Genomic DNA, 2,483 nt, shown 5'->3' with positions numbered 1-2,483 from the left:
AAGTAGTTATTTTCTTTATATCCCTAAAGACGGGATACATTACATGAAAACAAAAAATGAGTCAACAGCTTTTTGTAATAATTATTGAAGATTTTACACACTTATGGTAAACCAAGTAAATATGTCAGCAAATATTGATTTAACTAAGGGTTCAATTAAAAAGGGATTAATTAAATTTGCATTTCCACTTTTTCCACAGTTTGACAGCTAATTAACTATAAAAATTTACATAACCTTCCATGCTGGAAGGATTTATTTTGCCTTTTTGATCATTTTTAAAACATTTCTTTGTATGTATATGTATGTTTATTGACTTTGCAATTCACTTTTGATATAATTTTATGCATCTAGAAGGATGCTATATGGCTTACAAAATAACTAAAAATAAACTTAAAAATGGCGACACTATTTATTACATTAACCAAGTTAGTAGAGTTCCTGGTACTAAGAATAAACATAAGCAAGTAATGGTTGAGAAATTTAGTGCTAATGAATTAATTCTTGAAGGCAAGGATCCTGAATCTTATGTAAACGATAAGATGAGTGAATATAAAGAAGCAGCACTAGAAGAAGTTAAGTCACTAACATATACAGTTGATTTAACAAAAAAATTAACACTTTCTAATAATGGTGATTTACAAGTAGTAGATGATAGTAAAAATTTAGGTTTTTTAGCTTATTCAACATTATATCATCAATTAGAACTTGATGAATTTATTAATAATAGAAGGAGATATCTTGATTGCACATTTAATATAAATGTAATTTTTCAGCATCTTTTATATTCAAGATTACTATGGCCAGCATCTAAGAAGAAAACATGGGAACATAAAGAAAAGTTTTTTGGTGATACTGATTATGATATACAACACGTATATAGAACTCTTGATCCACTATTAAAATGGAGAACAGATTTTTTGAAACATTTAGATAGAAAGATAAAGGAGCAATATGGAAGACGAAATACTGTTGTGTTCTATGATGTTACTAACTACTATTTTGAAATAGATGAAAAAGATGAAGAGGATGGACTTAGAAATAAAGGTGTAAGCAAGGAGCATAGGCCAAATCCTATTATACAAATGGGGCTATTTATGGATGAATTAGGCCTTCCTATTACATATGAACTCTTTAGAGGAAATACAAATGACTGTAGTACATTAGCAAATGCAATGGATGAATGTATTATAGACTTTTCTACAAGCAAAAAGATTGTTGTTGCAGATAAGGGGATGATGAGTTACTACAACATTCTAAAAATAAGGAATGACCATAATGGCTATGTAATAAGTCAGTCAATAAGGAAGTCAGATGAAGATACAGTTGCTTTTGCTCTTAATGATAAAGATTGGAAAGAGCTAAAAGATGAAAAGACCGAAGAAGTAATATATAAGATAAAGGAAAGAACTATCCCTAGGACTGCAAGAAGTTATGGTGATGTGGATAATTCAAAGCATTCAGGCTCCTACAATGAAAGACAAGTGTTTATTTGGAGTAAAAAATATGCTGATAGAGCTAAACATGATAGACAAGATGCTATTGATAAAGCTCATGAAGCTACAGGTAAAAAGTCGAAAGATTTTAAGGATTCTTGTTATGGAAAAAACAAGTATCTTATTAAGAAACCATTGGTAAATGGTGAAACTGTTGATGCTGATGAATTTGAATACATATTTGATGAGAATAAATTAAAGGAAGAAGAAAAGCTTGATGGATACTATATTATTTGTACCAATGTTGTTGGCACAGATAAGATAAATGAAGATTGTTCTCCAGATAAGTGTTGGTATAAAGATGGTTTTCTTACTTTTAATAGAAAAGTATCTGCCCAAGAGATTGTGGATATATATGGTGGACTATGGAAAATAGAAGAAACATTCAAAGTAAGTAAAACTGGAATGCTTAACTTAAGACCAGTATTTCATAGTAAGCAGGATAGGATAAGAGCTCACTTCCTTTTATGTTTTATCTCTCTTGTACTTGAAAGATTACTTGAATTTAGAATGAACTGGAAATACTCTTCAAAGCAAATACAAGAATCTTTATCATCTTTTTCTGCTGTACAAATGGATAACTCTAATATTTATCAGATTTCTTACTATGATATTGTCATTAAAGAAATTTTAACTACATTAGGCATTGATGTTGATAGAAAATTTCTTCTGCAAAGTGATATTAGAAGAATAGTTGGGAAAACTAAGAAAAAAATTTACGAACAATGATTTTTAACCATACAATTATTTGTTCAAATTAGTTTGCAATATTGCCATGTAATACAAGAAGTTACATGGCTTTTTTACGCCTTTTTGCTGTCAAAGACAGGATAATAAGTTATTCATAAAAAGGGCAAGCATATTTATCCCAACATAGAGATAACACACCAACACTCTTATAGTAACAAAATATGAGGTTTGAGCAATAAATATTTTTCATATATTATAAGATTATGAATAATATCTCGAAAATTGCTGTATTTTGTGGTT

Annotated in this window: 1 protein-coding gene; it reads left to right on the top strand. The window is 29.1% G+C overall.

Going from position 1 to position 2,483, the window contains the following annotated elements; genetic code table 11:
• Positions 1 to 362: 362 nt before the first annotated feature.
• The gene (locus SOY52_RS09220; RefSeq protein WP_320848664.1) at positions 363 to 2,222 is read left to right on the top strand and encodes an IS1634 family transposase; all 1,860 of its coding nucleotides are present in this window, start codon (positions 363 to 365) and stop codon (positions 2,220 to 2,222) included.
• Positions 2,223 to 2,483: the final 261 nt, after the last annotated feature.

It is taken from the genome of Bullifex sp., assembly GCF_034103065.1.
Lineage (GTDB): Bacteria > Spirochaetota > Spirochaetia > Sphaerochaetales > Sphaerochaetaceae > Bullifex.
The sequence above is the reverse complement of the archived record's forward strand: the minus strand, read 5'-3'. Positions and strand labels throughout refer to the sequence as shown.